The sequence below is a fragment of the Paenibacillus sp. IHB B 3415 genome, assembly GCF_000802655.2.
GTDB classification, from domain to species: Bacteria; Bacillota; Bacilli; order Paenibacillales; family Paenibacillaceae; genus Paenibacillus_AQ; species Paenibacillus_AQ phytohabitans.
Map to the genome: position 1 here is coordinate 199,052 of NZ_JUEI01000002.1, position 25,243 is coordinate 224,294.

The 25,243-nt window shown below is 50.3% G+C and carries 23 protein-coding genes; 1 reads left to right on the plus strand and 22 read right to left on the minus strand.

The annotated features are described in order from the left end of the window. From QW71_RS01340 to QW71_RS01425, 17 genes are all read right to left on the minus strand, one after another. On the minus strand, positions 1-897 hold the full coding sequence (locus tag QW71_RS01340; protein ID WP_039292092.1) for a carbohydrate ABC transporter permease: 897 nt from the start codon (positions 895-897) through the stop codon (positions 1-3). After that, positions 891-1,841 (minus strand): sugar ABC transporter permease, encoded by a 951-nt coding sequence (locus QW71_RS01345; protein ID WP_039292095.1) that lies wholly within the window; start codon positions 1,839-1,841, stop codon positions 891-893. Before QW71_RS01345 ends, QW71_RS01340 begins: the two co-directional genes overlap by 7 nt. A 199-nt stretch (positions 1,842-2,040) precedes the next feature. Further along, on the minus strand, positions 2,041-2,775 hold the full coding sequence (locus QW71_RS01350) for a glutamine amidotransferase (protein WP_039292097.1): 735 nt from the start codon (positions 2,773-2,775) through the stop codon (positions 2,041-2,043). Positions 2,776-2,841: 66 nt separating this feature from the next. Next, entirely contained in the window at positions 2,842-4,152 is a 1,311-nt protein-coding gene (locus QW71_RS01355; protein ID WP_039292100.1) for a M20 family metallopeptidase, read from the minus strand. Positions 4,153-4,225: 73 nt separating this feature from the next. Beyond that, the gene (locus tag QW71_RS01360; protein WP_039292103.1) at positions 4,226-4,735 is read right to left on the minus strand and encodes an ureidoglycolate lyase; all 510 of its coding nucleotides are present in this window, start codon (positions 4,733-4,735) and stop codon (positions 4,226-4,228) included. A 26-nt stretch (positions 4,736-4,761) separates the two neighbouring features. Continuing rightward, positions 4,762-5,799 carry an autoinducer 2 ABC transporter substrate-binding protein gene (locus QW71_RS01365; protein ID WP_039292105.1) on the minus strand — a complete coding sequence of 346 codons (1,038 nt, stop codon included), beginning with the start codon at positions 5,797-5,799 and terminating at the stop codon, positions 4,762-4,764. A 5-nt stretch (positions 5,800-5,804) separates the two neighbouring features. After that, positions 5,805-6,749: an ABC transporter permease gene (locus tag QW71_RS01370; RefSeq protein WP_039292108.1), complete on the minus strand. Its 945-nt coding sequence runs from the start codon at positions 6,747-6,749 to the stop codon at positions 5,805-5,807. Beyond that, positions 6,746-7,708, minus strand: a complete 963-nt coding sequence (locus QW71_RS01375) for an ABC transporter permease (protein ID WP_039292109.1) — start codon at positions 7,706-7,708, stop codon at positions 6,746-6,748. Before QW71_RS01375 ends, QW71_RS01370 begins: the two co-directional genes overlap by 4 nt. After that, positions 7,705-9,216 (minus strand): sugar ABC transporter ATP-binding protein, encoded by a 1,512-nt coding sequence (locus QW71_RS01380; protein ID WP_039292112.1) that lies wholly within the window; start codon positions 9,214-9,216, stop codon positions 7,705-7,707. Before QW71_RS01380 ends, QW71_RS01375 begins: the two co-directional genes overlap by 4 nt. A gap of 151 nt (positions 9,217-9,367) precedes the next feature. After that, positions 9,368-10,285, minus strand: a complete 918-nt coding sequence (locus QW71_RS01385; protein WP_039292114.1) for a ribokinase — start codon at positions 10,283-10,285, stop codon at positions 9,368-9,370. 21 nt (positions 10,286-10,306) lie between these two features. Continuing rightward, the gene (locus tag QW71_RS01390; protein ID WP_039292118.1) at positions 10,307-11,320 is read right to left on the minus strand and encodes a LacI family DNA-binding transcriptional regulator; all 1,014 of its coding nucleotides are present in this window, start codon (positions 11,318-11,320) and stop codon (positions 10,307-10,309) included. Positions 11,321-11,971: 651 nt separating this feature from the next. After that, positions 11,972-12,781 (minus strand): AAA family ATPase, encoded by an 810-nt coding sequence (locus QW71_RS01400; RefSeq protein ID WP_039292123.1) that lies wholly within the window; start codon positions 12,779-12,781, stop codon positions 11,972-11,974. Continuing rightward, positions 12,778-14,328 carry a right-handed parallel beta-helix repeat-containing protein gene (locus QW71_RS01405; RefSeq protein WP_052769828.1) on the minus strand — a complete coding sequence of 517 codons (1,551 nt, stop codon included), beginning with the start codon at positions 14,326-14,328 and terminating at the stop codon, positions 12,778-12,780. The genes QW71_RS01400 and QW71_RS01405 overlap by 4 nt, the downstream gene beginning before the upstream one ends. A gap of 591 nt (positions 14,329-14,919) precedes the next feature. Then, on the minus strand, positions 14,920-15,294 hold the full coding sequence (locus QW71_RS01410; RefSeq protein ID WP_047013559.1) for a YciI family protein: 375 nt from the start codon (positions 15,292-15,294) through the stop codon (positions 14,920-14,922). Between the two features lie 10 nt (positions 15,295-15,304). Next, positions 15,305-16,498 carry a Ger(x)C family spore germination protein gene (locus QW71_RS01415; RefSeq protein WP_039292128.1) on the minus strand — a complete coding sequence of 398 codons (1,194 nt, stop codon included), beginning with the start codon at positions 16,496-16,498 and terminating at the stop codon, positions 15,305-15,307. After that, positions 16,495-17,583: a GerAB/ArcD/ProY family transporter gene (locus QW71_RS01420; RefSeq protein ID WP_039292131.1), complete on the minus strand. Its 1,089-nt coding sequence runs from the start codon at positions 17,581-17,583 to the stop codon at positions 16,495-16,497. Before QW71_RS01420 ends, QW71_RS01415 begins: the two co-directional genes overlap by 4 nt. Positions 17,584-17,608: 25 nt before the next feature. Beyond that, positions 17,609-19,360, minus strand: coding sequence for a spore germination protein (locus tag QW71_RS01425; RefSeq protein ID WP_039292134.1), 1,752 nt, complete (start codon positions 19,358-19,360; stop codon positions 17,609-17,611). Between the two features lie 333 nt (positions 19,361-19,693). Here QW71_RS01425 and QW71_RS01430 point away from each other — a divergent pair, with 333 nt between their 5' ends. Next, a complete protein-coding gene (locus QW71_RS01430; protein ID WP_373604755.1) occupies positions 19,694-20,065 on the plus strand; it encodes a TetR family transcriptional regulator C-terminal domain-containing protein in 372 nt (123 codons plus the stop codon). A gap of 77 nt (positions 20,066-20,142) precedes the next feature. On the opposite strand, the gene QW71_RS36775 is transcribed toward QW71_RS01430, so the two are convergent. The 5 genes from QW71_RS36775 to QW71_RS01455 all read right to left on the minus strand — a co-directional run bounded on the left by QW71_RS36775 (position 20,143) and on the right by QW71_RS01455 (position 25,219). Continuing rightward, positions 20,143-20,331 carry a hypothetical protein gene (locus QW71_RS36775; protein WP_039292137.1) on the minus strand — a complete coding sequence of 63 codons (189 nt, stop codon included), beginning with the start codon at positions 20,329-20,331 and terminating at the stop codon, positions 20,143-20,145. Between the two features lie 115 nt (positions 20,332-20,446). Continuing rightward, positions 20,447-21,298, minus strand: coding sequence for a chromosome condensation regulator (locus QW71_RS01440; RefSeq protein ID WP_039292139.1), 852 nt, complete (start codon positions 21,296-21,298; stop codon positions 20,447-20,449). A 93-nt stretch (positions 21,299-21,391) separates the two neighbouring features. Then, positions 21,392-22,744 carry an MATE family efflux transporter gene (locus tag QW71_RS01445; protein ID WP_039292141.1) on the minus strand — a complete coding sequence of 451 codons (1,353 nt, stop codon included), beginning with the start codon at positions 22,742-22,744 and terminating at the stop codon, positions 21,392-21,394. 243 nt (positions 22,745-22,987) lie between these two features. Beyond that, complete coding sequence (locus QW71_RS01450) at positions 22,988-23,680, minus strand: MarR family winged helix-turn-helix transcriptional regulator (protein WP_039292142.1); 693 nt, start codon at positions 23,678-23,680, stop codon at positions 22,988-22,990. Between the two features lie 228 nt (positions 23,681-23,908). After that, a complete protein-coding gene (locus QW71_RS01455; RefSeq protein WP_039292143.1) occupies positions 23,909-25,219 on the minus strand; it encodes an extracellular solute-binding protein in 1,311 nt (436 codons plus the stop codon). Positions 25,220-25,243 lie beyond the last annotated feature (24 nt).

Genomic DNA, 25,243 nt, shown 5'->3' on the forward strand with positions numbered 1-25,243 from the left:
TCAGCCCTTGATTGCCCCGGTCATCACACCGTCTACGAAATACTTCTGCAGTTTGGGATAGATCAATAGAATTGGGATCGTTGTAAACATGACACTGGCCGCTTTCAGTGACTCAGGCACAATGTAGGAGCCGATACTTCCTTCTCCTCCCTGTTGGCTATCCAGCTGCTGATTGGCCGAAATGATCTGATACAGCTTCAACTGCATAGGGTACAGCTCTTTTTTGGTAATATAGAACAAGGCATCCTGGAATCCATTCCATCTGTCCACCGAATAGAAGAGGCTTAATGTGGCAATGGAAGGCAGCGAGAGGGGGAGCACAATCTTGATGAGAATGCCCAAATCCGTACACCCGTCAATGGCAGCCGATTCCTCCAAACTCTCAGGAAGCGAGGTGAAGAACGTTTTCAGTATGATCAGATTGAAGACACTCATGGCGCCCGGCAGAATCAGACTCCATACCGTGTTCATCATGCCAAGGTTCTTAACCAGAATGTAGGAGGGAATCAGACCGCCGCTGAAATACATGGTGAAGACCAGGGCTGACAAAATAAAGTTTCTTCCCCACAGGCGTTTCTTCGTTAACGGATACGCTGCGCAAATGGTCAGGAACATACACACGACAGTGTAGAAAATTGTAAGCACAATACTGTATCCAAGTGTATACAGCATATCCACATCGCTCAAGATCGTTTTGTACGTCTCTATTGTGAAGCCTACCGGCCACAGTCCTACTTTTTGGGAAACGATGGCTTCATTGGAGCTTAGGGAAAGCGCTATCATGTACAGGAACGGAACAATACATGTGAAGGATAAGGCCACGATAAATACAATAATCGCAATATCCGCTACACTCATTTTTTTCCCTGGACGCACGTTCTTCATCATCTTCACCATATTCCATCCTCACCTAATTTCTTCGCGATATAGTTGGCGCCTATAAGCAGGGTCAGACCGACCACGGATTGGAACAAGCCTACCGCTGTAGCCTGGGAGAAGTCTCCCGAGCTGATGCCCACTCTATACACGAAGGTACTGATTACATCGGAATATTCACTGACCAGTGAATTCCCCATCACGAAGGGGCGGTCGAACCCGATGGACACCATCCGGCCAATCTGAAGGATCAGCAAAATATTGATGGTCGGCTTAATGCCGGGCAGGGTAATATGCCACATTTTGCGAAGCCTGCTGCACCCGTCCATATCGGAGGCCTCATACAATTCCTTATTGATTCCGGTGATCGCCGCCAGATAAATGATGGTCCCCCAGCCGATATTCTGCCAGACTCCCACGAAGATGTAGGTGATCAGCCAGGGGATTTTCTGCGACAGGAACTCAATCTTCTCTAGTCCGAGGGCAGCTATGAAATGATTGACCATCCCGCTGTTCGAGAACATCAGGTATACAATCCCCCCAATGATCACCCAGGACATAAAGTGCGGCAGATACAGGACCGTCTGGGTTAACTTCTTGAATCTGGCCTGCCTTACTTCATTGAGCAGAATGGCCAGCAATATGGGCGCCGGGAATCCCGCGATCAAATCCAGAACATTCAGAACCAGCGTATTCTTCAGTGCACGATAGAAGCTGTCCTGCTGGAAAATAAACCGGAACACATCGAGTCCAACCCACTCGCTCCCCCTTATTCCTGCGAAGATGTTGTAATCCTGGAATGCCATAATCAAGCCATAGATGGGAGCATATTTAAAAATGGCAATGTACGACAGAGGCACCAGCAAAAGGGCATAGAGGATGGCATCTCTTTTTATTCTGAACCAAAAAGTATTTCTCTTATTTATTCCGACACGATTTCGCTGATTGTATAAAACCGCTTTCATTTCTCTCATCCCTCCGGCTGTATTAAGGAGCTCTCATGTCCTTCATTATAGCTTCCAGGGCAAATAAGAAAATGTAATCCCTTAAATGAATTTGGTAATAACTTAAAAGGCTAAAAGTAATATAAAAAAGAACAGTATCCTCCGGCTACGGAAGACGCTGTTCTTGCTGTACATTGAATTCTCTCGTCAAAATCTGATGTCAACCCTGCTTCAACGACTTGACGAGGTTAGCCCAGAATGCTGAATAGTGCTCCCATTCCATGAATTCCGTGGAGCCCCAGTGCGGTGAGCAGTCGCTGGCAAAGGCAGCGGTTCTGCCTTTGCCGTAAGTGCCAACGGTAAGAATGGCATCACCGTTATGGCTCAGCAGCTCCTCGGCATCCGTCTTGGCCGCCAGCTTGTTGTATCCCAGCAGCTTCGGCCACTCGCCGTAGCCTGCAAGCGGATGTTCTTTGGCAACGGCGGGTGAGAACCCGGACGGCATCTCCACCCGGTCATCGCCGCTCTGCATAATAACCGGCAGCACCTCGGCCAGTACCGTATTCGTGTAATTCGCCTTACCCTCAATTCCCATAAACGTCAGGTAGCCGCCGACCATCAGCAAACCGCCGCCTTCCTCTACATACTGCTTAATATTGTCCAGAGCGTTGGGTATGATTTGCATCTGGTAGAAAGTCGGGTTCTGCAGCAGGAACGTGTTCGCTCCTACATCACTGATGACTATGGCATCATACGCTTTAAGCTCTTCAAGCGACTGGGGAAACCGGACCTGGACCTCATGGGCAGGCATATAGGTTACCTCAATCCCCTCTTTGCGCAGACAGGACAGCAGATAAGTTGCCCCTTCTTCATACTTCGTGGATGTAAAGCTGTCATAGCCCTTGGTATGAATCATATGCACTACCCAGGATTCTCCAACAAACAAAATTTTCATATTATCATAGCCCCTCCGTATTCCGTATATAGTCATTAAGGCCTGCACGGCCGGTTGATCGCAAGCTTAAGCCTTCTCTGTCCCGCACCAGTCGATAATCGTCTTGGCCATCATTTTCACAGCCTGGATCACTTCATGTACGGGTGTGAATTCATCGCTGTGATGAGCCAGGCTCGGGTCACCGGGACCGAAGTTAATCGTCGGAATACCTACATTAACCGGCCAGCCCATGTCAGTGTGGAAGCCAAGCCCTTCGATGGTGCCTGCCTCGCCAATCGCCTGCAGGGACTGGACACAGGTCTGCACAAACGGATGAGCCACATCGGTTTCTGCACAATCCGCGTCGACCATCCACTCGATTTCCGGCAGATGCTCACTCAGCCATGGATCCTGCAGGGCAGCCTGGCGCAGGAAGTCTGTCAATTCCTTCTTCACGTTCCCTCCGACCAGCTTCTCATCACGCTCGGACGGCAGGTACTGCGCATTAAAGACAATCTCTGCCTCATTCGCAAATGAGGTCGGGTATTCACCGGCGTTAAGCTGGGCCACATGCACCTGGCAGGGAATCGATAAATAAGGATGAGTCTTGCTTACTGCCCACTCTTCATTCAACCGGTCGAACGCATCCAGGATATAGCGTGCTTTCTTGATGGCGTCCACTGCGCCGCCGTCTTTCCAGTCCGCCTGCGGCATTTCGATATGGCCGCTCCGGCCCTGAATCTTGATTTTGCCCCACAGAATCCCCCTGCACAGCGGAGCAATCGTCAGCGAGGTCGGTTCGGTCAATATACAGGCATCGGCCCGGTATCCGTGGTGAATGAAATCGAGTGCCCCCATGCCTCCGGCTTCCTCATCCACCACGGTTCCAACTACAACGGGTCCCTTCAGCTTAAGGCCACTGGCCAGAACCGCCTCCACTGCCATAATCATTGCGGCAACGCCGCCCTTCATATCTACAGTGCCGCGGCCGTACATTTTGCCGTCCATGATCGTGCCTTCGAACGGATCAACCGTCCATTTCGAGCCAGCCATGACAACGTCGATATGACCGAACAATAACAAGGACTTACCGGGAGCGTCTTTTCCGAAGGTTGCTGCCAGATTCGGTCTGCCGGTGAAATCGCGTCCCGGGTAATAACCCGCCATTCCTTCATATGGCTTCAGTTCATCCGCATTCGGCTCCCACATCTCGATCTCAGCGCCGAGGCCCTCCAGCTTACGGGAGATAAATTCCTGAACCTCCTTCTCTTTGGAAGGACCCGGTTGATCGAAGAACCACGGGTTGACGCTGGGAATCTGGATCAGCTGCTGCAAAAATCCCAGGATTTCCTCCTGATGATCTTCAATCCATTCCATGACTTGCTGTTCCTGATTCATTATCTCTGCTCCTTCTCGTCCGTCTGCACCGGGCTTGCTTCCCGGTGTAACGGCGCCTGCTGTAGTCTAACCTTTAATCAAACCGGATGGTGTCTCCACCAATGAAATCCACCCACGGGTTAATCATCTCATCTCCGAACTTGTCCTTCTTCTTCTCGATGGCAAAGAGATACCGGGCATCTTCGGACGCCGGATAAGCCGGGCTGTGCCAGACTCCGCGGCCGATGACAATGGCTTGTCCCGGCTTGATGCGGAAGCATTTCACAGTCGTGGGATCAGGCTGCTCCTCCGGGTCGTCGATGTCGTTGCAGTAGGCAACGGGCTGAATGATCTCCCGGTCGAAGGTGAGCAGCAGCTCCTCGCGGCTTACATGCCGTTCCATCGCAGTAACCACGAACGCGCGCTGCTGTGTTTCCACCAAGCCGAAGCCGATGGGCTCCGACACATCCAGCATCTGAATATAACTCCAGCAGTTCCAGCCGTCACCTGTCTTGGACGGCTCAGCTGCCGGCAGATCAATGACTTTGCCATACGGGGCAAATGCGGTTCCCGTCAATTCTTCTATGATGACTCTATGTTCCATATAAGCTGCCTCCATTCCAGCTTTGACTAGAAGTCAAAGCTGTCCACATTTTCACTGGTGACTTCAAGCGTGCCGATGAATACGTTCTGTCCGTCCACCTTGACAGCGCCCACGGTTGGGATCTCCATCCCGTCTTTAATTTCATTGCCCTGGGCCAGCTGGTCTAGAATGTAAACTGTAGTATATGCAAGCTTGCCCGGGTCCCAGATAATATCCGTTTTGATCGTGCCGTTGGCGATATAGTTCTTCACAACGCTTGGAACAGCAATACCTGTAATGGCGATCTGCCCCTGCTCAATCGTGCCCGCCTTCACCGCCTGTTCAACGACCTCAGCCGCTGCCGGCGGTTCACCGCCCGCAAACCCGATAATCCCTTTGAGATCCGGATAAGTCTGGATTAAGTTCTGGGCATTGGCATAAGCCTTCTGCTGGTCATCGTCGCTCGATACGGTCGTTACCAGCTCGATGTCAGGATAGTTAGCTGCAAAATAGGCTTTGGCCGCATCCGATTTGGCAATTTGATTCTGGGAGCCGAGACCTGCCACCATGAAGGCAACCTGCCCCTTGCCGCCCATCTCTTCACCGATTGTCTTAGCCAGCAATTCTCCGACTTCTTCATCAGTGGCCGGGGCTACATAATATTGACGGTCGGTATCCGGTGCATCGCTGTCCCAGGTGACGATCTTCACATCCTGGTCAGCAGCTTTTTTGAAGACAGGTCCTACCGCCTTGGCATCGTTCGGAGATACACCGATTCCGCTTACCTTGCGGGTCAGCATGTCCTGAATCATGTTGATCTGTTTGGATGAATCCGCCTCGGTTGGTGCATTGAATACAACCTCAACACCCATATCCCCGGCCGCCTGCTTGGCTCCCTTCTCCGCAGCAGCCCAGTAAGCAGGCCCGATCGATTTCGGGTTGATGAAGTAGGTTCTAGTGCCGGAAGCGGCAGCCCCGTTATTACTCTGGGAGCCGGTATCCGCCTGAGAATTCCCCGTATTTCCACAAGCAGTCAAGCTCAAAGCAAGTACGCCAGTCAGTAACGCTAATGTCATTTTTTTCATAGGGTTCACTCTCCACTAATTTTTTTATTTCCTACCGCAAGCAGCAGCAGGGCTCCTAAAATGACTGCCTGATACAGCACCGAAACGCCCAGCAAATTCAGACCGTTACGCAAGAACACAATAATCAGCAGACCGACAAAGGTGCCGGTAAGACTTCCCCTCCCTCCAAAAATATGAGTGCCGCCTATCAGAGTCGCTGTGATGACATCCAGCTCTATATTGGTACCTGATGTCGCTTCGGCGCTTGCCAGCCGTGACACCAGGAATACACCCGCCAGTGCAGAGAACAAACCGCTGAGCATAAAGAGTACGAAACGGATACGGACTACCGAAATGCCGGAATAGCGTACGACCTCTTCGTTGTTGCCGATCCCGTAAATATAGGTGCCGAACTTCGTTTTCTTCATGACGAAGCTGGCAATCAGGAACAACACGACCAGTACGATTGCATTAAATGGAATGCCTGCAATGTAATGCTGTCCAAGGAAGTAGAAGGAATCCGGGTAGCCGCTGATCGGTCTGCCTTCATTGATGACATATACCAGACCCCGGAGCATAACCAGCATTCCTATGGTGACGACAATCGCCTGCATCCTATGCCTTGCAATAAGGTAACCGTTAACAGCCCCGCACATCAGACCCGCCACAAGGCCGAAAATGACGCAAATCCAGATGTTGAAGCCCCGTTCAAAGGCGACCCCCATAGATACAGCGGAGAAAGCTAGTATTGATCCGACTGACAGGTCCATCGCACCGGAAATAATGATCAGCGTCATGGGTATAGCGATAAGCCCGACTTCAACCATCTGGTTCAGTACATTCATAAAGTTCGTAACGGATAAGAAATAGGGGGAGAGGAAGCTGAACAGGATTAGGATGAACAGCAGCAGTGACAGCTGAACGAGCAGCGTATTCGATTTGAGCGGCAAACGGCTTGTCCAGGCTTTCATACCAGATCCCCTTCTTTCCCTTTATTTTGGCGTGCCCGCTGGAGCGTATTGATAACGATAGCCAGGATAATCAGAAACCCGGTGGTTGCATCCACCCAGAACGGAGATACCTTCGCAATAATCAGGCCGTTCTTGACGATGCCCATAAAGAGTACGCCGAGCATTGTTCCGCCGATGGTGCCTACACCGCCAAAGATGCTGCCTCCACCGATCAGAACCGCAGCCATGACTTCAAAGGACAGGCTGTTGCCTGCGGTCGAGGCCTGAACACTGCCTACCTTGGCTGCAAAGATAACGGAGGCGATTCCCACCAGCATTCCGGTCAACACATATACCAGGAACTTGGTTCTGGCCACATTAATGCCCGCCAGCTTAGCTGCAGAGCTGTTGCCTCCGACGGAGTATATTCTTCTGCCTCCCCGGGTGTATTTCAGCAAATAGATGAAGACGGCGATTAGGAGCAGGGCTATGATCAGCGGAAATGAAATCCCCAGCACCATCCCTTGACCGAAAAAGCGGAAGCTGTCCGGGAAATTGTTCATCCATGTTCCGCCGCTTATCCCGACGGCAACCCCACGGAAGATATACATGGTAGCCAAAGTGACGATGATATCCGGGATTTTCCTTACAGCGATAAAATATCCGTTCACCACTCCGCAAAGGACACCGATAACGACTCCGAGCAAAGCGGCTATGACGGGGGAAACCCCTTTACTTAGAAACAGCCCCACAGAAGTTGCTGTCACTGCCAGGACAGAGCCTACGGATAAATCCATGCCGCCCAGCAGAATGACCATCGTCATCCCGATTGCCACAATAAACATGGTCGTATTCTGATCCAGAATAAGCTTGAAATTAGAAAGGGCGAAGAAGTCCGGTGTGATGATGGAGAAAAGTACGATGACTAGGATCGTGAATATCATAATAGGTGCTTCATGTATATTTGATATGCGTTTCATAAGGTGCCTCCCTTCCCGCGCGGATGTGATGCCCGCTGGAGCAGCTGCTCCTGATCAGCTTCGCCATGGGCAAATTCATGTACTATATCACCCTGGAACATCACCAGCACCCGGTCACTGAGTCCTATAACCTCCGGCATTTCCGAAGAAATAAGCAGTATGCTTAACCCCTCCCGGGCGAGCTCGTGAATAATGCTGTAAATTTCCGCTTTGGCACCCACATCCACGCCACGCGTGGGTTCTTCAAGAATGAGAATATCCGGATGGGCTGCAAGCCATTTGCCGATGACAACCTTCTGCTGATTGCCTCCGCTTAAGAAATCCACGGTCTGGCCATCATCCGGCGCCTTGATCCGCAGCTTCTTCATATATTCAGCGCTCACATGCTGAATGGCATTCCGGTCCAGCACCAGTCCTTTGGACAGCTCTGGCAGCATGGCGAAGGATATATTTTGCCTGATGGACATCGGCTTAATGATGCCCTGGCGGTGCCGGTCAGGGGGGACATAGGCCAGCTTTTTAGCTTTGGCCTCACTGGGATTTGTAATCTTGACGGGCTGTCCATTAATCTCGATCTCTCCGCTTCCCCGCTTCAGGCCGAATAGACGCTCGGCAACCGTGTGCGATCCGGAACCCGGAATACCGAACAGCCCGACAATTTCTCCTTTTCTCAGCTCAAATGAGATCTTGTGGCTGGTATCCAGTGACAGGTCCCTTACCTTAAGCACTACCTCTTTCCCATGCGGCTGCTTGCGGACAGGATACAACTGCTGAACCTCTTTACCTACCATCATCTGAATTAGGCTCTGCTCCGTGACTTCGCCAATAGGCTGAGTAGCAACCTTGTGGCCATCTCTTAGAACCGTGACCTTGTCTGCAATTTCGAAGATTTCCTTCATCCGGTGAGAGACATACACGATGGCTACACCCTGTGACCGCAGCCGGCGGATGACTTCAAACATCTTCTTGACTTCATTCTCGGGCAGCGCCGCTGACGGCTCGTCCATAATCAGCACATCTGCCTTGAAGGACAGCGCCTTGGCAATCTCGACCACCTGCTGGCTATGCACACCGAGATGCCGCACCTCTTCACGGACATCGATGTCACCCCCTCCGATGGAGTCGACCAGCGCTTGGGCCTCTTCAACCATTCTGGACCACTTGATCCGGCCGAACCGGCCCGCCATTTCCGGCCGGTCGATGAAGATATTCTCCGCTGCGGACAGATTCGTAAACAGGTTGAACTCCTGATGGATGATCGACACACCTTGGCGCTGGGCATCCAGCGGACTGCGGAAGACCGCTTCCTTGCCTTTTAACCTGACGGTCCCCCCTGTCGGCGGATACACGCCGGAAAGAATCTTCATCAGCGTTGATTTGCCGGCACCGTTCTCGCCCATTAGTGCGTGGACCTCACCCGGATACAGCTCGAAACCGACATCGGTCAAAGCTTTTACACCCGGGAATTCTTTGCGAATACCCTCCATGGTCAATACTGGTTGAGTCATTCTGTGACCCCCTTTTTCATTCGCTACTGAAACATGGTTTTATAGTTACTTTAATAATTAAAAGCGTTAATTTGCGAAAGTGTTTGGGTGAAGAAACCTCTTTTTCACGAAGGAAACTAATATTTCTATGGTAAGTTATGAATTTCTACGGCTAGGAACCGGCCTGTTCAAGAAAAGTATACACCTGCTCTTTCACGGGTATAGAGCTTTGAGCTCCAGGAGCGGAGACGGTTATCGCGGCTGCAGCGGAAGCATATTGCAGACTGTCAATCAGCTCCTTGCCCGCATAATAGGCTGAAGCGAAGGCTCCGATGAATGTATCCCCTGCAGCTGTAGTGTCCACGGCTTCCACAGGATAGGCGGGAATCCCGATGATCTTCCCGTCACCATCCATGTATACAGCCCCTTGGCTGCCCAGTGTAATAATCAATTGCGGAATTCCATCCTCCAATAACAACCGGCCCGCGCTGCACGCCTCCTTGAAGCTTACAATCCGCATCCCGCTCAGTGCCTCCGCTTCGGTTTCGTTCATAATCAGTAAGCGTATTCCTCTGAGCTGGTCACGGTCAATTCCGGTCACCGGAGCCGGGTTCATGCATACGGGGACGCCTGCAGCTTCAGCCCTATCGATTATCCTGCGATTCACGGAGCCTGGAATTTCATTCTGCAGGAGGATGACATCGTATAGGGACAGATCCAGAGCTTCCAGATCGTCTCCGCCATAACTATAGTTAGCTCCCGGCGACAGGATAATATTGTTCTCCCCTGAGGAATCAGTGGTAATGAGTGCGATCCCGGTCGTTTCCGGCTTGCGGGCAATGGCTGTGATATCGATCCCCTCATCTTCAAGCTTCCGGCATATCTCTATGCCGAAAGCGTCGGAGCCTACTCCTCCCGCGATCGCTACCTTGGCCCCGGATCGCGCTGCGGCACAGGCCTGATTGCCTCCTTTCCCTCCAGTATGAAAGCCAGTCCCCAGACCATGTAACGTTTCACCGGGAACAGGAAGCCGGTCTACCCGGGTCACAATATCCATATTCATGCTGCCTACGACAAGAATGTTGGCCATACCTCTTCCTCCCGTACTACTCTACTTTAGTTTTTTAACGGAACCCCGCTTGATCAGCTCCACATCCAGTATCACTTTTTTTAGTTTGGACGCCCCGTTTGTCGGCACCTTGATCTTCTGAATAAGCATTTCCGTCGCGTGCAGCCCCATCTCTCTCATCGGCCTGCCCACAACAGTCACTTGGGGCTGGACAAACTGGGCGAGTTCGTTCTCGTCGAAACCAATTAAAGAAATATCTTCACCGATCCGCAGATTCAAATCCCGGATGGCTTTAATAGCCCCTGTACAGATCACATTGTTGGTAGCAAAAATTGCTGTCGGCGGCTGTTCAGCCTGCATAAGCTCTATCGTAAACCTGTATCCGTCTTCCTCAAGCCACCGGCCTTGCTTATGATAATTGGAATCCGGCGTGATACCTTTCTCATGCAGAGCCTGATGATAACCCCAATATCTGTCTTTGCCGTCATTGAAGTCATGCGCTCCGTCGATAATTGCGATACGTTCATGGCCATAGTCCACAAAATGCCTAACCGCATCGTAGGCCCCCCGGAAGTTATCAATCAGAACACCGTCATGCCCGCAATCGTTGATAAACCGGTCCACGAGGATTGTAGGCTTGCGGATATTCCGGTAGAATCCCGCCTCTTTATGTGTTCCGATAAGGATAATGCCGTCGACATTGCGTCCCAGAAAACCTTCGAAAAACTCTTCCTCCTCCGCCTCATCGTTATATGTAGAGACAACGAGTGTGGAGAATCCCTCTTTCTTGGCCGCTTCCACGGTGCCGCCAATAACGGCCGTATAGAACGGATTCTGAATCTCCGGAACAACGACTGCAATCATATGGGTCTTTTTGTTGACCATGGACGCAGCCATCGTATTCGGAACGAAATTAAGCTCCTCGATCATCTTCAGGATTTTTTTGCGGGTTGCATCACTTACACGATCCCGGCCATTCATTACTCTTGAGACAGTTGCCACCGAGACGCCCGCAAGTCTGGCCACATCTTTGATGGTAAGCTCTTTATCCGCCATAATTTTCCTTTCTGTCATAACGTTTACGCAAGTATTAGACTTCTATATCAACGTTATAATCAGTGAGATTAGATTTATTTGCAAAAACGTTTTCGCAATTTCTAGGTTTATTTTAGTATAGGAATTCACGAATTACAATAGGTAATACTTAAAATTTTAAAATAAAAACGCTTACAAATATTATTTATGACATCGTTGCGTTATGTATCTGGTTTATATTTTCTTTATAATGGAAATTATCTAATTTTAGCGTCAAGTAATGTGACACAAGCGGATTTTAATGCTTTCGAATTTGAATGGATTGGTTTGATCGGATTTTGTGAAATTTAAAATTCAAGCGGATGACATTCGGAACCATGAATTTGTAAAAACGTTTACGCAAATATTCCCCGATCATTTCATTACCGCCTTGGACTCCTGCTACCCTCCGGAGGTTTATGCTGCCTGGACGCGATACAACACCCCATTCACCCGGCCGTATCTTCATTTCCCGGGGCCAAGCTTCTTTGCGCAAAAGCGATAGTTTCGCCGCATGGTGCCGGACTGAACAAGCAAGACGCATGAGCAGCCGTTCAGGTGAAGCAGACAGAGAATACCTGCGGAGCAAATAAAAGACGCCCAAGCCGGGCGCCCTAAGAACCTCTTCCACTCTCATTCAAACAACTGCTTATGCTTATTGAAAAACTGATAAAAGAATTGGACATTGTCCAGCTCAAACCATTCTGCTGTCTGAAGAGGTTTTGCATCGAGGTTGTATATTTTTGCCTGTAGTGTGCCTAGAACATAAGGTGAATGAGTAGCAATGATGAATTGGCTGTCCAAATAACGCGCCAGCTCATTGATTTGCTCGGCCATTTTTATCTGATTGGCTGGAGACAGTGATGTTTCCGGCTCGTCCAGTAAGTACAATTGCCCGGGCAGCAGATGTTCCCCGAAAAATTGCATGGATGTTTCGCCATTCGAGTATTTCTCTTGCGAGAACTGAATGTCCTCCAGCTTCTTCTTAAACGCATAGGTTGCTTCATATTCTGCTGCCTGTTCTTTGCTCATTCCTTTATTCATCTGCTCATATAACAGTCCCTCACGCAGGACGGAGGCTTGTTGGATCTTCTTGACCTCATATAAAATATCCTCTGATTTCAGATACCGGCTTCCTTCTGGGAGCCGCCTGATTGCACGCTCTTGCTCATCCTGCCCGAGCTGATAGCTGCTCCTCTCCACAAACCGCTGAGCATAAATACTATGCCCATAGCTGGTCATTCTTTCGGCTCCCGGAATCCCCAGCTTGCCCGAAATTACATTAAGTAACGTGGATTTACCGCTGCCGTTATTGCCATAGAGCACTGTGATCCGGTCAAACAACAGCACCTCTCCGGCGATATGCTTAAATACATGGTCAGGGTAGATGTTGGGATTACGCTCGATTTCATCAGACAGCTTAAAGCTCCGCAAATAAATCATGGCTGTGCTCCTTCCTCTGTAGCTCCGCCATCGGCTACCGGTGAACCCGGCTCCAGGCGGAAGTCATCACGGGAGGCATCTTTGAACAGCGGCTCGGCAAATCGTGAGCCGGAATCGTTGCCTGAGCCGCGCTGGTAAGCGGCGAAGCCGGTGTAAGGTTTCTTTTTCCAGACCCAGAACGCCTCATCCGCTCCAGCCTCAGCGTAATAAAGATTACCATCCACCGTGTTATTCCGGTTGCTCGTGTATTCGTTGCTGATGAAGACGCTGGAATCCCCGGCTACTATAATATTCTTACTAATCGTATTGCCGCTTAAGTTCGCTTGCAGATATAATTGTCCATTGCCGTCGCCCAAGAGGTCATTCTTGTACAGCGTATTGGATACAACCGTACTATCGCTGGTGCCGCCGCGCTCCCCGTCATAACCGCCCATTGCAATGCCGGTCAGGCGATTGCGGTAGATCAGGTTGTCTTGTACTGTGATGCCGCTGGTTAGCTGTCCCTTATGCTCGGAAGCAAGCTCAATCCCAATGTCATTGTCGTAAACGCGATTCTCCGCGACAAGAATTGACCTGCCCCCGTCGATGTATATTCCGCCCGCTGCATTGCTGCCGTTCGGCACAGAAGCGCCGTATGACGGATTAGTATTGGATGAAATCCCGTAGACTACATTGCCCCGAACCGTTCCGTTCCTTGCCTGGTCTACCGCCATGTCTCCGGCCGTACCTTCATAGCCGATCAGGTCAATCCCGATGTTGTCATTGTCATGAATGATATTGTTCGTAATCGCAAAAGCATCCACATTGCCATTCACAGCCAGCGCTTCACTGGAACCGAGGACCAAATCATACACTTCATTGCCGTCAATGGTCAGGCCAACCAGGGCTGCGTCTGCTTCAGTACCGTACACCGCTATACCGTGGGCATCTCTGCCGGAAAGCTCGTCCCCTTCAGGTATGGCGGTATTGGCGATGGAATGAATGCGGTTATTCAATAACGAAATGGACTTCCCTGAGCCGTGGATATAGATGCCAGCGGGCACCTCACCTCTGGTTGATGTCTTATAATTGCGAATTTCCAGTTCCCTAATGGTTACATAGCCCGCCTGACCGATCTCGATAAGTCCTTCCAGCCCGTTAACCGGCATGCCTTCCCCGTCAAGGACTGCTGTCTCATTAGGATATCCGGCGAACACGATAGGACCCTCTGCCGCTGAGCCTCCTCTTGAGATGCGCAGCTTCTGATGATACACGCCTCCGCGAATATAGACGTAACTACCCGGACCGGCATGATCGGCAGCATACTGGAGTGTCTTCCAGGGTGAATCTATCGTCCCCGGGTTAGTGTTATCTCCAGCTATAGATACGTAGTAGATATTAGCGGCATCCTCCGGATCTGTATTTACAGTTGGCGAAGCTGGTGAGATTGGCGGAATGGAAGAGATTGGGGAGGTTGTATCCGGCAGCGGTGGATTCTGGCTGCCGGAACATCCCCATATCATAAGCAGACAAAGCAAAATGGCGGATCGCATGAAGTTTCTGAGCATATTCGCCGTCCTCTCAACTACACTTCTATATAATTGCGGTAATACATTCCATTGATTATCATAAATGATAACCCTAATCAAGACAAACCAAGAGGAGCGTATTCTATGTAAAAGGGCTATATAGCAAAAAAACAGACCCGGATAGAATCTGTCATCTGCATAGATCGTTGTAGAACTGGCGGAATACGTCAATTTCTCACACTTGTTTCGTTGCCGGCCGAATGGAAACTTTTTGGATAACACTGTAGACATAAATGTTGTACGTTTTGCAACTTTGATTCATAAACAGCAGGGTATTCGGAAGGATTGTTGTATGAAATACAAGAATAATCCGGCTAAGCCGCTTGAAACAGATGAAATGCTGCATTTTTTACAACAATATTGGATTTGAGCCGATATGGAGAGGGGAATGTTGTATTATGTGCAGGATTTTATGAAATGTTACAAAACTCTGTTCCAGAAAGCAGATGAATAGAAAATTCCTGCGGCAACTGCAGCCGCCCGGAGCCCGGAGGTCCAAATATTCACGGTTGAAGGATTAGTTGTATGTTAAAATCTTAAGTTCAGCCTATTTAGCTGGTCTTTGTCCTGTTATTCAAATACCTGACGCAATTCAACCTGACCTTCACCATGCCCTTGCGGGTCCGGCATGCGCATAGCCCACGAAATGGCTTCTTCCCTCGAATTCACATCAATCAAAATGAAACCGGCAATCAAGTCTTCCGATTCCGTGAAGGGGCCGTCTGTAATTACCGGGTCTCCCCCTGGTACCGGATACGAAAGACGAATCCCGTTTGAACTTGGATGAAGACCTTTTGCTGCAATCCGTACGCCTGCCTTAACTAATTCCTCATTGTACTTTGTCATGGCTTGCCTGAGTTCCGGACTTGGGAGATTCCCGGCCTCCGAATTCTTCGAGGCTTTATAGGGATCAAAGTTTTTCTTGAGTAGTAATTTCCCTCCAATGCATTTTAGGTCAGTCCGTCGCTGTACCGGAAGCACCATACTCTTCGATTTGAAGCTTAACCTCAAGGTGTACCGGAAGCCCGGTGAACGTCTGATCCCAATGCTCCTTCACTTTCCGCCATGCCTCAGGATGCTGAATTCTCAGGGTTTTACCGAATCCGCCGACGTCGGCATGCAGCTCATGCTGCATTTTGTCAATCACCGTCTCAACCAGCTCCCTTACCTCCTTCTCCAGCTCCATGGCATCCCGTCTCATAAAAGCCGCATCCAATCGGTCCCCGTCTGTTGAGAAGGTTTCGGCGTATCGGCCTTTCGATTCAATCTTTACATGGAACGAAATCTGCCCCTTTTCCACAACCGCCTTGATCTTGCTGCTCATCGCTTTCACCTCATAGGTAATCAGCCTGCCGGTGTCATCCTTGTGGGTTTTGAGCACACCGCCTTTACCCTTGCCTGTCAGCCAGACTACACCCTCCAGCTCCTTCTCGTTCAAAAAACCGCTGAGCTTGCCTGACTCACCGTCAATGATTCCGGCTCCGGCAAACTTCATTTCATTCTCCGCAGCAATGACATTCTGTAGCAGAAAGCTCTTCTTGCTGCGCAAAGGGCCAACAATCTTGGTAATGGTTACCGGGTCCCAGATGCGCAGGCTCCGGTCACGGTTGCCGAAGATGCCTTCGAGCACAAAGGCCGGTGTCTGGCCGGGCATCACATTGTTCAGTACATCCTTGGCTTTCCCTTTGCTGACCAGGACCAGCACGCTCGGGCGGATATCATTATCCCGGCTGAAGAAATCAATCAGCTCCGACAGCTTCGTGGAACGGGCCAGCTTCTCGCCAATAACAATCACCTTTAAGTGGTGTCCGATCGGCTGGCGGTTTGTGCGCAGCGAGAGCTCACGGATGGCCTCAAAGATAGAATCGCCGGTCTCGGTCATATTGTAGAAATTTCTTGAAGCAGCCCCTTCTTTTTTGGAGCCTACTGCACCTTGCGGGACAATAAATTGGTAGGTCGCCGATATCCGGTCGCGTTTAGGATAGTCTCCACCTTCACCTTCGAACTTCTTTTCAATGGCGGACTCATCAGCCGCATCCAGCGCTACCGCTACTTCCATATTCAAATTCTCAATCGGTGCACTGCTCCAGCAGGCCGTTAACAGCACAATTTGAGCGATCGACACAATCAGCAGAGCACAGCGCTTCATGAGCCGGCTCTCCGGAAATATGCAATGAGCAGTAGCGGCAGCGGGAACAGTCCGAAGAGCACAATTGCCCAATTGCCAAGCCCAGTGTCAAAGGCAAACAAATTGTTAATATTCTTGGGAGCTTCCGTGATGAGATAAGCAACCGGCAGCAGCAGGAATAAGCAATGGTCCAGCTTGAGGTTGAAGATTTGCGAGACCCCCAGCGCCGCCCCATAAAAAGAGATACAGAACGTACAGAAAATCTGCATAATCCAGATTACCAGCAGCAGCGACTCAAACCGTTCGAGCAGCAGATTCACTTCAAAGCTGCGGATCAGATCAATGAATGGCCAGGTCCGGGTAACCACTCCTTCTACAGAAAACGCCCCGATCGTCAGCACAACAGCCAGCAAATAAAAAATCATTGAGATCAGGGTTCCGATCACGAGAACTCTGCCGGCCCGCTTGGGCTTGTCCATAAAAGCAACAATAAACAGCAGAGCTTCGCCCGCTGTATAGGTTAGAGCCGTTGGCTTAACTCCTCTCCAGACCGGAGCGAGGCCTTCTCCAAGTACAGGCCGCAGATTATCCAGATCGAACACCTTAAGGCTAAGCAGGCAGACGCCGATGAATACGGCACCGGCCAAAGGAGCAACCAGTCTGCTTAGCCGTGATAAGGCATTGATTCCCCCTCTGCACAGATAAAGGGCGACCCACAGGAACAGGCCCGCTACTGCCCATGCAGGGGTACCTTCCAGGAGGAAGAACATGGTTACCTCCTGCATGGTACGCAGCTCATAGCCGGACACTGCGAGGAAATACCCGATGATCACCAGCCCGAGCAATACGGCGACCGGTTTACCGGTAATTTGGGTGCTGTATTGAAAAAAGGTCTGGCCCGGAAACCTCTGGCTGAGTCTGGCAATAATAATACCTGTTACCATCGAACAGAGCGCCCCCAGAATAACTGATATCCACACATCGGGTGTACCTGAAGCCTGTACGGTTGTCCGGGGAAGGCTGAATATCCCGGCTACGAGAATGTAATTTACCATAATAATGGTCGCTTGAGTCGTTGTAATTTTGTCATGGGTTTTAGTGATCATAAGCTCACCTCCCTTTCAAAGTGTCTTATCTTTTACGCAGCTTATCCTTGGGCTCCAATAGTGACGGGCGGCGCTTCATCAACTGCAGCGGAACCCGGACAATAAAGTCGCGGAGATCACTCGTCCGGTTAGGGGTGACCATGCTCAGGTAAGGTACTCCGAAGCTCTTCAGCTTGATCAGATGACCGCTCAGCAGGAGGAAGAACATCACTACACCATACAGACCGAAGGTTGCGGCGAAGAACATAGCGAAGAAACGGAGAAACCGCAGGGTGATTCCCGCACTGTACATCGGCACCGAGAAGGAAGAAATCGCTGTAACAGCAACGACAATGACCAGAATCGGACTAACTATTCCGGCTTCTACCGCAGCTTGGCCGATAATCAGACCGCCGACGATACCCATGGCCGGGCCAATCGGCTTAGGCAGACGCAGGCCCGCCTCACGCAGGATTTCGATCGAAATCTCCATAATGAGCGCTTCGATTAAGGTCGGAAACGGAACCCCTTGGCGTGAGCTCATGATCGAAATTGCCAGCTTGGTCGGAACCAGACCGGGATGGAAGGAGAGGAAGGAAATATAGAGCGCCGGAGCAAACAGAGATACGGAGGCGGCGAAGAAGCGCAGCATCCGCAGCAAGGAGCCGGAGAACCAGCGGTCATAATAATCCTCCGGAGATTGCAGCAGCATCCCGAACGTCACCGGCATGATCAACGCAAACGGCGTGCCGTCAAGCAAAATGGCAGCCCTTCCCTCCAGCAGTGCAGCCATCACCCGGTCCGGCCGTTCCGTATTCTGAACCTGCTGGAAGGGGCTGAGATAATTGTCCTCTACCAGTTGTTCGATATAACCGGATTCCTGCACATCATCGATGTTAATCGTATGAATTCTCCGGGTGATTTCTGTAATCAGTTCATCATTAGCAACCCCTTTAATGTAGGTTAATATCAGCTCTTTCTCGACTCTTTCCCCGACCGTAAAAGAAATCATCGCAAGATCGGTGTTCTGTCCGTGCCTGCGAAGCATGGCCGTATTGTCGCTCAGCGCTTCCGTGAAGCCAATCCGCGGGCCGCGCAGCAGCGCTTCCGAGATCGGTTCCTCTACACTTCTTGTATTCCCTTTAGACGTCCCCAGGATGAAGACCTCGCTCATTCCTTCGATCAGCAGCACCGCAGAGCCGAACAACACTTTTTTGAGCGACATGTCCAGCTGATTGGTGAATTCAATTTCCGAGACCAGCACCACCTGATGGACAATAATTTCTTTCAGGCTCGCCGGATCAGGCGGAGTGTCCAGCCCTTCAAATGGCCGTGCTGCGTTCATCAGCGGCCTTAGGATATTGCGGTCCATCCCATCCTTGTCGGTGAGGCCGTCCAGAAAGAACAGCGCTGCCTTCAACTGCAGGATGCCTACACGCAACTCCCGTACATTTACATCCGACATATCCGCACTGATTTCCCTAAAGGTCTGCAAATCCTGCTGAAATTGTCCGGTATAAGTTAACGTTGGCTGCTGATTTTTCTGCGAAACTGTTGAAGGAACAATCTTGTGATTTTTCACAGCTTCACTGGTTTGCTCCGCTTCACCGGTATCCTCGGAGCTTGGCACGCCTCCGCCCTTCTGCCCTTCAGCCCGTCTTCCCCGGGTACTGGCCTTGCCTTCCTTAGCGCGAAGCCACAGCATGAATCTTGTCAAAATGACAGGAACAATAAAAATAATAAGTGCCTGCATACACACACTCCAGCCGGGAATGTAACCCGTTATGCTCTTCCACAACACAAACACCCCCTCTGATCGTAACCCTTATTTTGGCCGAAGCTGGATAATTCATGCACACCTGCTAATTAAGAAGAATTCAACCGTTTTTCTGAATCTATTTCACATCAAAAAAGCGAGTCACGGAGGACTCGCTTGTCAGGAATGGTGCTTATTATTTGCTGGTAAACACGCTGTAGACCGTTTCCTTATCATTCTGCACATAAACCACGTTGATTGTACTCACTTTCCAGTCCTGAAACGTTAAATAAACATATTCTGAGCCGGAAATTGTGATTAGAAAACAAGAAATAGTATGGCTAATACAAGAGAAATCTTTTTCATTCTCATTTTATACCCTCATCAGTCAACAAGAGCGCAAAAACGCCCAGAGACAAATTATTAGCTGTATTCGATATGCTCGGAGAATGGTTCGGGGAGCCGGAATTTAATGGCTGCGTGTACATTAAGACGGCAGCGGAATTTATGGATCACTCCCATCCTTACTATGAAGCGGCCCGTAATTACAAAGCTTTTATGAAAAAATACATTGATTCTGTTCTTAGTGAATGTCCGTCTGTGAATCGCGAAGCTTTATCCAGCGGTCTGTCTCTGTTAGTGGAAGGCGCGATTACTGCAGCCATGCTGCAGACCGATCCCAAGCCTGCGGAGCATGCCCGGGAAACCGCCAGGGTGATCATTGATTATTATCTGCAAAGCAAATAATGAGTAAGCCGGTCCCGAAAGGGACCGGCTTCTTTTTGGTCCCGAAAGGGACCGGCTTCTTTTTGGCTGTTTTAAGATTACTGGCGTCTGTTCTCCACAGATTTCATACGGTTCTGATCGTCAGGCACACGGTCAACACTAAATTCCTGGCCGGCTTCTGCCTCGCCATGGGCGCTGACACTCCGGGCAAAATTGGTGAACTGCTTTTTGTGCTCATCTTGCTCGTGTTTTAGACGAAGAAGCTCCTGCGGATCCTGATTTGTCATAGTCTTTAACCTCCTGGGGAATTCAAAATACCGCGATTTACGATCATCTTTTATCAACTTTTCCATTGATTACAATGCCCTTATTCGTATGATTTATTCGTATTTCATCCTGCTCTCAATAGCCCTCCAGCTGTCCGAAAGGCCAGCTGCTCACCTCGCATTGACCATATGTATCATCACCCGCAGCTATCACCGTGCCATCTGACTTAAGGCCAACGCTATGAGCGCAGCCTGCCGCAACCGCCACGATATCGCGCCAGTCACTTATATTGCATTCGCCGTGTTTATTCCACCCTTGAGCTTCCACTGTACCGTCTGCTTTAAGACCGATGGTGTGATGACTGCCAACCGCTATCGCAACGATATCGTGCCAGCCGCTTACCTCGCATTGACCTTCATGATTACGGCCTGCAGCCACCACCGTGCCATCTGCTCTAAGACCGGCGGTATGAAGATAACCTGCCCCTATCGCCACGATATCGCACCAGCTGCTAACATTGGATTGGCCATACCGGTTATTCCCCGTAATTGTGACCGTGCCGTCCCGTTTCAGTCCGGCGGTATGCCAGTCGCCAGCTGCAACCGCTATAATATCACGCCAGCTGTGTACATCGCATTGACCTTCATTATTCCGGCCAACGGCCACTACCCTGCCAGCCGATTGAATGCCAACCGAACGGCGCCAACCCGCAGCAACCGCCACGATACCCTGCCAGCCGTTTACCTCGCATTGATCATGCTTATTCCATCCCACAGCTGCCACCGTACCGTCCGATCTGAGTCCGAGGGTATGTGAATTCCCTGTATGGGCATTAGCTGCAGCAATTGCCACCATATCCTGCCAGCCGGTTACGTCACATTGACCATATTTATTGTCGCCCACTGCCGTTACCGCCCCATCCGGCCTAAGCAGGACCGTATGACGGTAACCAGCTACTATGGAAGGCACACGTTCCACCACATTCATGAATCTCGCTCCTTCATTGAAGACTTCGGTATTATTGCGGCTCCCTCTAGAGTATCTATCCTTGGCTGTCTTATCAAGCGCTGATTCTAGATCCTACTGTGCTAAACTCACCAAGTCCGGCTGCAATTTGTTCCTCAGAACATACAGCATGATGGCCCCGACCAGGAACGCAACGACATCGGAAATGACCAGCGACCAGACCACCCCATGGAAGCCGTTCATCCGGTTGGCGATGTAGAGCACAGGTATCAGAGTGATTCCTTGAATAACTGACATAATGAAGGCGGCGGTTCCTTGTGCTGTTGCTTGAAAGATCCCCGTGAATAGCGTCGTCATTCCTGTAATGAACAAGGATAAGAACGTCACATGCAGGATGTAGCTGCCCATTTGTATCAATTGCGGGTCATTCGTGAATAGACCAATTAAGTGGTCAGAGATCAGGTAGACGATAACGCCGAACAAGATGGCTAACGCCAGAATTGTTTTAATTGTGAATTGAATGGTATGCTTCATGCGCAATCGGTTCGCTGCAAAAGAGAACGCAATAAGCGGCACGACTCCCTCACTTAAGCCCATCAGGATTAATTCGGGGAATTGCAGCAAACGTGAGGATATCCCGAAGCCCGCTATAGCCTGCTCCCCATACTCAACCAGAAATCGGTTAAAGATAAGCGACATGACACCCATGAAGAGACTCATCACAAAGACGGGAACTCCGATTTTGAATACATTGCCCAGAATGACCTTGGTAGCCTTGAATTGTTTCAGTGAGACCGTTAAGAATTGACTCTTAAATCCTATATGATAGGCGTAGTAAGCACTCGCAACCATGTTAGAAATGACCGTGGCAGACGCAACACCGATTACATCCCAGTGGAAGACGAAGATGACCAGCGCATCGAGAATAATGTTCACGGCCACACTAAGCAGCATACCAATCATAGATGTAATCGCGGCTCCCTCCGAGCGCACAATACTCTCCAGCGTGAAGAACAATACGACGAAGGGTGAGCCAATAAGCATAATGGTAACGTAGTCCTTGGTAAATCCGAAGGAGTCAGGCGTTGCCCCCAGGCCATGTACGATAGAATTAATGAGCGGCAGGCCGACGGTCATCGCGATAAGACCGAGAACCAGACTGCTGTAAAAGGCGAATGCAGACACATGCTTAACATCAGCCGTATTTTTCTCTCCCAACAGACGGGAAATGAAGGCACTGCTGCCGACTCCAATCAGGTTACCCAGCGCCATAATGACGGCGAATAAAGGCAAGGTTAAGGCGAGTGCGGTTAACATGGCCGTGTTATTAAGGGTGCCTATGAAAAAGGCGTTTAAAATGGAATAGATGACACTCATTGACGTTCCAAGCATCATGGGTATTGCGAAGTGCGCTACGGCTTTTGCAACCGGTGCTTTTTCAAAGTAATGGAGGTTTTCTGTATCCATACGGGTCACCACTTTCTTAAGTTATGTTGGTTTGTACATTAGTTAGAATTCTAACTATAAATTGATTACGAACTTTACGCCGCAGCAAACAAACCCGTACCAAATGAAAATGCGGGTCTCGTGAGCGGGTGTTGACTAATCGTCAGTTTCAGACTGTATTTGGTAAAATCTTTATTGCGCTGCCTTTGCCTTCAGCTCTTCGGGAAAGACAGCGCCGCTGCTGCTTAATAGGAAATGCTCTACTTACTTGTCATCCGAATCATTGGAGGAGTTGTCCGGCGAGCCATCTCTTCCATCTCTGGAAGGCCAGCCGAACCCGTTCATGCCGCCGCCTTGACCTTCTCGGCCGCCAAATCCGGGGAACCTGCCGCCAAAACGTTCATCCCCCATATTTCCCCACATTCTGCTCATCTGACCGCGCATGGCCATCAGCTTGTCGAATTCCTCCGATCCTATGCGCTCCTTAGCGGCCTGCATCCACATAGCCATTACATCACGGTCTGCATCTGTTCCAAGCTCTTCCTCTAAGGCTGTAATGACGCGGACCAGGTATTCACCGAAGGCTGCCTGTTCTTCTTGCGACAGGACTGAAAATATGCTGCCGCCCTCAACCTCTTGCCCCTCTTCCTCCCGCCCTTTCGGCGTCAGATAAATCAGCATGATGCGTTTATCTGTCTCGGAAGGCTGACGGGTAATATACTCGGCCTTCTCCAGTTTGGCAAGCAATTCATTGAGCGAGGATACACGGATGTCCAGCATATAGGATAAATCTTTAGTGCTGATTCCGTCCTTCATCCGCAGAAACGCCATGATCCGGCCTTGCCCGCGTGACGTATCAGCCATGGGACCCACAGCGGCGTGGTTCTTCAGGTGTTGTCTCTGCAACAGCCATTGCAGCTTGGCAAGCTTGTCGTACAATTCAGCATTCATATTCATTATGAATCCTCCTTCGAATTTTCATACGGTACCTGTTAATGAATTTGACGGTACCTGTTGAATATGATTATAACGGTACCTGTTGAACTTGTCAAAACTTTTCTGCAGGTGCCGTTAGGAAATGTCAACAGAGCAGCGATTGTCCTCTTACTGGAGGTTCGCTGCTCTGTGTTTTTGGTTATTTGCCTTAGCATTCGGGTTCAGGCTTCGCTCTTATCCTACTTCGGTTTAGCGGTTCAGGATGTCATCCACCTCTTTGGCGAGGGTGTCCAGGCTTTCCTGAATTGGCAGGTTCTCCAGCCAGATATCGTTGATGCGTGTGCCCATCAGATCTTCAATTTCGTGGTACGTACCGGTCATCGGACGCATTTTACTGAATTCCAGTTCATCGGAAGCGACCTTGTAGCCAGGGAAGGCGGCAATGGTCTCTTTCATCAGCTCCGTGTCGAGGGAGGTTAGACGGGTCGGAAGATATCCGGTATTGGCAGAAGCATACGCCGCCTGCTCGGTATCCGATAGCCATTTCATGAATTCAAAAGCGGCCGCCTTCTCATTATCCGTTCCCGTATTCGCCAGATAAGTATTCGATCCGCCGACCGGAACGCCCCGTTTGCCGTCTTCTCCGGCAGGAATCATAGATACTCCAAGATCAATTCCACTCTCTGCGGCCATGCCGGCGAACGTTTTGTAGCCGCCGACACTGGAGAAAATCAGCGCTGTGCCCGGATTGGCAATGGAGGCATAGTAGGCATCCTTGTCCGTGACCCCGAGTACTTTGATCAGACCCTTGGATTCCAGATCTTCAATGAAGGTGATCAGCTTCACTGCGCCTTCGCTGTTGATGTTGGATTTCGTCTCATCCTCATTGACCACATTGGTATCCGAGTACGAATGCAGCAGCGCCTCCATCACCCAGAAGTCATAGTTGAACAGGTACATCGGCGGCTGGCCGGTAGCATCATATGCGGTCTGCAGATAGGCCTCCAGTTCGGCAAAGGTCGCCGGTCCGTTCGTATCCAGCCCTTCTTTAGCGGCGAGCGTCTTGTTTACATACATCACGGGAACACTCCGCATATGCGGAAAGGCATACAGATCCTCGCCCAGATACAGGTTGCCGAGGTCGCCGATTTTGAAATCCGAGGTGTCGAACTTGTCCGTTTCCATGAACGGTTCGAGATTGGCAATAATGTCACTGTCGGCAAAGCCCTTAGTCATCGCCACTTCATCAATAAAAACATTCGGCAGCGTACCCGCTATGGCTGCAGCGTTAATCTTCTGCTGCATTTCCCAGTAATCCCCCTGATATTCAGCATTCACATGGATATTCAGCTCGGCTCCCTTGGTCTCGTTGAACTGGTCCACCAGATTCTGGTTCACATCCTCCACGGCAGAAGTCCAGAAATTCAGCTCGAGGACGGAATCCCCTTTCTCATAGGCCGCTACACTGGATTCGGCTTCGGTGGTGGCACAGCCTGCAAGAACGGCGGTCAGTGCAACAGTGGCGAGCAGCGGAGTTACTCTTTTTCCCCATACCTTCATTATTCGTTTCTCCTCCATGAACTG

Bases quoted from the DNA above. Each gene is read 5' to 3' on its own strand.
- QW71_RS01340 (WP_039292092.1), bottom strand. From the start codon at position 897: ATGGTGAAGATGATGAAGAACGTGCGTCCAGGGAAAAAAATGAGTGTA.
- QW71_RS01345 (WP_039292095.1), bottom strand. From the start codon at position 1,841: ATGAAAGCGGTTTTATACAATCAGCGAAATCGTGTCGGAATAAATAAG.
- QW71_RS01350 (WP_039292097.1), bottom strand. From the start codon at position 2,775: ATGAAAATTTTGTTTGTTGGAGAATCCTGGGTAGTGCATATGATTCAT.
- QW71_RS01355 (WP_039292100.1), bottom strand. From the start codon at position 4,152: ATGAATCAGGAACAGCAAGTCATGGAATGGATTGAAGATCATCAGGAG.
- QW71_RS01360 (WP_039292103.1), bottom strand. From the start codon at position 4,735: ATGGAACATAGAGTCATCATAGAAGAATTGACGGGAACCGCATTTGCC.
- QW71_RS01365 (WP_039292105.1), bottom strand. From the start codon at position 5,799: ATGAAAAAAATGACATTAGCGTTACTGACTGGCGTACTTGCTTTGAGC.
- QW71_RS01370 (WP_039292108.1), bottom strand. From the start codon at position 6,749: ATGAAAGCCTGGACAAGCCGTTTGCCGCTCAAATCGAATACGCTGCTC.
- QW71_RS01375 (WP_039292109.1), bottom strand. From the start codon at position 7,708: ATGAAACGCATATCAAATATACATGAAGCACCTATTATGATATTCACG.
- QW71_RS01380 (WP_039292112.1), bottom strand. From the start codon at position 9,216: ATGACTCAACCAGTATTGACCATGGAGGGTATTCGCAAAGAATTCCCG.
- QW71_RS01385 (WP_039292114.1), bottom strand. From the start codon at position 10,285: ATGGCCAACATTCTTGTCGTAGGCAGCATGAATATGGATATTGTGACC.
- QW71_RS01390 (WP_039292118.1), bottom strand. From the start codon at position 11,320: ATGGCGGATAAAGAGCTTACCATCAAAGATGTGGCCAGACTTGCGGGC.
- QW71_RS01400 (WP_039292123.1), bottom strand. From the start codon at position 12,781: ATGATTTATTTGCGGAGCTTTAAGCTGTCTGATGAAATCGAGCGTAAT.
- QW71_RS01405 (WP_052769828.1), bottom strand. From the start codon at position 14,328: ATGCTCAGAAACTTCATGCGATCCGCCATTTTGCTTTGTCTGCTTATG.
- QW71_RS01415 (WP_039292128.1), bottom strand. From the start codon at position 16,498: ATGAAGCGCTGTGCTCTGCTGATTGTGTCGATCGCTCAAATTGTGCTG.
- QW71_RS01420 (WP_039292131.1), bottom strand. From the start codon at position 17,583: ATGATCACTAAAACCCATGACAAAATTACAACGACTCAAGCGACCATT.
- QW71_RS36775 (WP_039292137.1), bottom strand. From the start codon at position 20,331: ATGACAAATCAGGATCCGCAGGAGCTTCTTCGTCTAAAACACGAGCAA.
- QW71_RS01440 (WP_039292139.1), bottom strand. From the start codon at position 21,298: ATGAATGTGGTGGAACGTGTGCCTTCCATAGTAGCTGGTTACCGTCAT.
- QW71_RS01445 (WP_039292141.1), bottom strand. From the start codon at position 22,744: ATGGATACAGAAAACCTCCATTACTTTGAAAAAGCACCGGTTGCAAAA.
- QW71_RS01450 (WP_039292142.1), bottom strand. From the start codon at position 23,680: ATGAATATGAATGCTGAATTGTACGACAAGCTTGCCAAGCTGCAATGG.
- QW71_RS01455 (WP_039292143.1), bottom strand. From the start codon at position 25,219: ATGAAGGTATGGGGAAAAAGAGTAACTCCGCTGCTCGCCACTGTTGCA.